We start from the raw sequence: 5,591 nt of genomic DNA on the forward strand, positions 1-5,591 counted from the left end.
CTCAAAATCGGGGGGACGTCGGCATAGCAGCACATCTCCTTGTGTTTCTGGGGACGCACGAACCCTCCAAACACCGGACAAGGCCGATGCCTGTTGAATGACGTGCGAGTTGACGGAGGTGAAGCAAACAGCCGAAGGCAGCCCAACTGGGCGAGTGGTGGGGGTTACGCCGCGCCCCTTTCGCCACGATGTGGCGCGCGGTCATCATTTGTATCTAACAAACGAGCGCTAGCGTCAATCCTTAATTTCGGAAGGTGTGACCAAACGCCTTCAGCAATTGCCCGCGCGCCAAGCCGCGTAATGGCAAAAACAACAAGTTCGGCGTGTCGCGAGTAGGTCAACGGCATCGCTGTGCCGTGTCAGATTATTGCTGAAAATAGTGTCAGAAATTTCTGAGTCCACCGTAGGGATACTACTCTTGGCGCCGTCTTTCGTGAGCGATTCCTCATAACGTCAAGAACTTGCCGTTCTACCTCCAGCTCCTGCTGAGACAGGCAAGGGCTAGCGGTCAGTTGACATCAAATTGGCGGCGCGCAACCGTAGGGGCTTGGGGGTATTGGGGAATGACCTACCGGTCGCGCTTCGCGCACCCTCCGGATTCTTGAAGACGAACACCTGCCGATGGTTTGGCCGGGCATGCGTTGTCATGCCCTGTCTTTGCGTGAGCGGGAGTTCGTGTGAGCGATGGGGTCTATCCGGATCTCGGTCAGTCATCAACTTGGAAAATGCTATGGAATCGGGCACGACCTCGCGCAAGATGCGCGCGATTGGACTGGGGCTGGCTGCGCTGTCAGGGGTCTTGCCCGCCGTAGGAATGGCCGAGAACGTCTACGACGACTACGGCAAGCTGATTCAGTCCGGGGCTGTGGTCGCGAGTCCAGGTGACAAGCTCTTCGGGGACAACATCAACCTCTACACCGGATCGATGGAGATCACTCAGACCGACGTCGATTTGAAGGGCAACAATGCTCTCCAAGTGCGCATCGGTCGTCGTTTCTCCGTCGGCAGTCCTACGAAGGGACACTTCAAGCTCTGGGATCTCGACATCCCTTACATGCATGGCGTCTTCGGTTTTCCAGGCGGGAACATCGCGCCAGATGGCTGGGTGGTCAACGGGACCAGGGAGACGGCTTATAGTCGCTGCAGCCGTTATGAGATTCCTCCGGCCTTCGAGAACCAAGGTGGATACTTTGATCCCTCAGAATTTTGGAGGGGAAGCTTTCTTTATCGGCCAGGGAGCGGAGACCAGGAGCTCCTGCAGACATCGGCTCAGGCCCTCCGGCCGAACGATGGCAGAACCTATCCCATCGTCTTGAAGGACGGCTCTGCTGTCCGGTGCCTGGCTTCGCTTGATGGCGCCAGTGAGTCGGGCGCTCGCGGCGAAGGATTCGAACTGGTCGATACACAGGGCAGCGTGTATGCATTCAACCACATGGTTTCGCGCACGTATCCAGCCTTGAGCAAATCGTCGCCTGTTCCGCAGGCCAACTCTGTTGGCACGGCGTCTGCCGGCGGGGCAGCGATGACCACTGCAAGCATCGGTGGAATCGTTCCGATGGTCGCTAACAACTACATCTTGGTTCGTAAGGAGGTCTTGATTTATCCCACGCGGGTGACCGATCGCTTCGGCAACACGGTGGTTTACAACTGGAATCCCGGCGCTCCGTGGCAGCTTCTAAGCATCGTTGCCAGCGATGGGCGTCGCATTGACCTGTCTTATGCCGGAGGAGATGGCAACACCATTACCTCCGTGACCACTGGTGGGCGAACCTGGTCTTACGGCTACAGCGACACCCTGGATACGGTGACGTTGCCTGATGGCAGTCGCTGGACCTTCGATCTGGTTGAGTTGTCTCGTGCACGCGTGACCTACGGCCAGCCGCCTGGCTGCGACAACATACGTCCTTGGTCGGGTGGAACTAGAGCGGGAAGCATCACTGCTCCTACTGGCGCTCGCAGCGATTACACGATTAATTCCATGCTGATGGGACGGTCGTGGGTGCCCAGAGTCTGTAGGAGAGAGGAGGCTTACTCGGACATCCCCTATCAGTTCTATGTCATGGCCGTTACCAATCGGCGAATTTCTGGACCAGGCCTGCCAGCTCAAGGGCTTACCTGGACATATGACTACGGTAGTCCCAATAACTGTTGGCAGCCAAGTCCTAACCCAAGTCCCAGCGATCCTGCGAAATACGTCGAGTGCAATGCCGGCTCTCCCATCACTCGGGATGTCACGGTCAAGGACCCTGCGGGGCAGGCAACTCGCTACCGATTTGGCAACCGCTATTGGACCAATGAGGGCCTGCTTTTGCAGCAGGACTTCGGATGGAACGGTTCGACGGCCAAGCGCACAAAGATGAGCGACTACGCTCCCTTCGACGCAGCGCCCTACGCGGCGCGGACTATGTATCCAGCCGGCAACTACGGGGACAACACCGTGGCAGCAAGGCAGCGGCCAGTGCGTCAGGTGATCACGATCGACAACGGCGATCAATTCGTTTGGCGCATTGCAGATTGCAATGGGCAGCCGTGCTTTGACGAATTCGCAAGACCAACTCGTATTGAGCGGTTCAGCCCTTGGCACAGTCGCACCGATGAAACCACGTATTACGACGAACGCGGCGCCTGGGTCTTGGGGCAAACCGCTGTTGCGCGCAACATCAACACGGGCATCGCCACGTCTCAGGTTGACTATGGCAGCAATGCATTGCCCCAAACGGAACGGCGCAATGGGAAGCTGGTCGCAACCTACACCTACAATCCCGATGGAACCCTGGCCCAGGTCAAGGACGGCTTAGGAAACGCAACGACCTTGTCAGGTTGGAAGCGGGGCATTCCCCAGACGGTTGCAAACGCCGATGGCACGGCCAAGTCCGCCTCTGTGGACGACAACGGTTGGATCCGTCAGACCAACGACGAAAATGGCTTCGCCACGACGTATGGCTACGACGCGATGGGGCGGTTGAACGCCACGAATTACCCATCGGGCGACAGCACCGCTTGGAACTCGACTGCACAGGCGTTCGAGCGAGTGGGTGGCGACGAATACGGCATCGGTGCCGGCCATTGGCGCCAGACCGTGACCACTGGAAACGCACAAAAAGTTACCTACTTCGATGCGCTATGGCAGCCGCTCTTGACGCGGGAATACGACGCCGCAAACGGGTCTGGAACGCTGCGAGTGAAGCGCTTCGTCTACGACCACGAAGGACGGGCTGTTTTCGCGTCTTACCCGAGCAGCACTGAAGCGGCGACCACCGGTGTCTGGACAGAGTTTGACGTAGTAGGCAGGCCGACAGCCGTGTCACAGGACAGCGAACAGGGCTTGCTGACGACCGTTACGCAGTATCTGCCCGGCGCACAAACCCTGGTGACCAATCCCCGTGGCGCCCAGACGCGGACGGGTTACCAAGTCTTCGATCAACCGGTCTATGACGCACCTGTTTGGGTAATGCTGCCAGAGTCTGCCCGAACCAACATTGCTCGCGATGTTTTCGGCAAGGCGATCAAGATTGAACGAGGCGCGCAATGAGCCATCGCAAGGAATGGACAACTACGAGAGAGCGCTCAATGAGCCCCACGCAATCTCTGCGCAGGTTCTCCGCTTACAGGACAAGCGCTGCTTTGATCATGCTATGCATTATTGCCATGCCCACATGGGCAGCGCGGAAATGCCCCGATGGATCGACAGCCGGTTCGGCCAATGAGTGCCCCACGCCCGTAGAGCCCAAGGAGAACGATTCCAAATACATTGGTGGCTCGGTGCCGACGACAATGGTCGTAGGCCAGACATACGCCGCAAGCATCACCTTCCAGAATACCGGATGGAAGACATGGACGGCGCAAGAAGGCTATCGCCTAGGAAGTCAAGGGCCAACGGACAACTCGACTTGGGGGACCGGTCGCGTCGAGCTGCCCTCAAGTGTTGCCTATCCGTCGAGCACTACTTTCAATTTCACCGTCCGTGCGCCGCTCACGCCGGGAAGCACGCTTTTCCAATGGCGGATGGTGAGGGATGGTGTAGCTTGGTTTGGTGGGGTGGGCGCTCCGACTTACGTAAACGTGCTCCCTTCGGTAATCAAGGGCGGCATCGACGGTATCAACTCCACAGTGATCTCTGGCTGGGCATGTTCTACCAATCTGCCTCAATCCATTGATGTTCATATGTATCTTGGAGGGCCTGCTGGCTCAGGCAATTTCGCGGGCGCCACCACAGCCAATCTCGCTAGCGAAGCCGGGGTAGCCGCTGCTTGTGGAACCTCTGCAGCAAATTATCGCTTCTCGTTTCCGATCGACGAAAACTTCATCCTACAAAACGGTGGGAAGGCAATTTTCATCCACGGTTTGTCGCCAGTGGGTGCGTCGAACGATACGATCGCCGGGTCTGGAAGCCTCAGTGTTCCGGCGATTGACCGTAGTTCGGCATTTGTAAGTCAGTCCGTGCCAGCGGCAATGATCATAGGTCAGTCTTACCCTGTTGAAGTCACCTTCCGCAACACCGGGAACGTGACTTGGCGTAGGTCTTCAAACTACCGCTTGGGTTCTTTTAATCCATCCAATAACGGGACATGGGGCACTGGCAGGGTTGAGTTGCCTAATGATGTGGCGCCAGGGCAGTCCGTCCGGATCGCGTTCAATGCTGTGCCCCAAGTGGCTGGCACACTCAATTATCAATGGAAGTTGCTGCAAGAAAGCGTGACCTGGTTCGGCGAGGCCAGTCCCAACCAAGTAATCAACGTGCAGGCGGTCAATCGTCCGCCGCAGGTATCACTGACGGAACCAGTCAATGGAAAAACGCTATATGCGCCTGGCAAAGTCACTGTGCGGGCCAACGCCAGCGATCCCGAGGGCGGGCTAGCCAGTGTGTCGTTCTATTCCAATGATGCGCTCCTAGGATCGGTCGCAGCCGCGCCTTATCAGATGGCTCTCAACAACTTGGCTGCTGGCAGCTATCGTCTCAAAGCTGTGGCCCGTGACGTCAACGGTCTGACTGCTGATTCCGGCCAAGTCCTACTAACGGTCAAGCCACCCCAGGGACCTGCCTCCATCGCTCGCAGTTACGTCTACGATGCAAACCAACAGCTGTGCAAGGTGATTGAGCCGGAAAGCGGTTCAACGGTGATGGCCTACGACGCAGCCGGTAATTTGATTTGGTCGGCCAGTGGGCTTGACCTCCCAAGCACGACCAGCTGCGACCTGGATGCCGCTGCTGCCAGTGGCCGCCAGGTCTTGCGCACCTACGACACTCGCAATCGTCTCAAGACCCTGCGGTTCCCTGACAAGAACGGTAATCAGGACTGGTCTTACACCCCGGATGGGCTTCCAGCCCAAGTGACGACTGTGAATGACGCGGGCGGCTCATCGTTCGTCAACAGTTATAACTACAACAAGCGCCGGATGGTGACATCCGAATTGTCGGGCCAGACCGGTTGGTATAACTGGTTCATTGGCTACGGCTACGACGCAAACGGAGCGCTGGCGAGTCAGACGTATCCGACAGGGTTGGTCATCAGTTATGCACCCAATGCTTTAGGGAAGGTCTGAACAACGAGACCTGACAGGGCGGAAGGTGGCGTCGTTCCGAAGAGTGG

General features: G+C 57.6%; 1 protein-coding gene and 2 pseudogenes. All 3 read left to right on the forward strand.

Annotated features, from left to right (window positions below; genetic code table 11):
• Positions 1–718 precede the first annotated feature (718 nt).
• On the forward strand, positions 719–3,532 hold the full coding sequence (locus J7360_RS20715) for an RHS repeat domain-containing protein (protein ID WP_209034711.1): 2,814 nt from the start codon (positions 719–721) through the stop codon (positions 3,530–3,532).
• A 920-nt stretch (positions 3,533–4,452) separates the two neighbouring features.
• Positions 4,453–4,953: pseudogene (locus J7360_RS21535) on the forward strand (Ig-like domain-containing protein); the annotation flags it as partial.
• Between the two features lie 96 nt (positions 4,954–5,049).
• Positions 5,050–5,538: pseudogene (locus tag J7360_RS21540) on the forward strand (hypothetical protein); the annotation flags it as partial.
• Positions 5,539–5,591 lie beyond the last annotated feature (53 nt).

The organism is Xanthomonas sp. D-99 (assembly GCF_017746145.1).
In the GTDB taxonomy this organism is placed as follows: Bacteria; Pseudomonadota; Gammaproteobacteria; order Xanthomonadales; family Xanthomonadaceae; genus Xanthomonas; species Xanthomonas cissicola.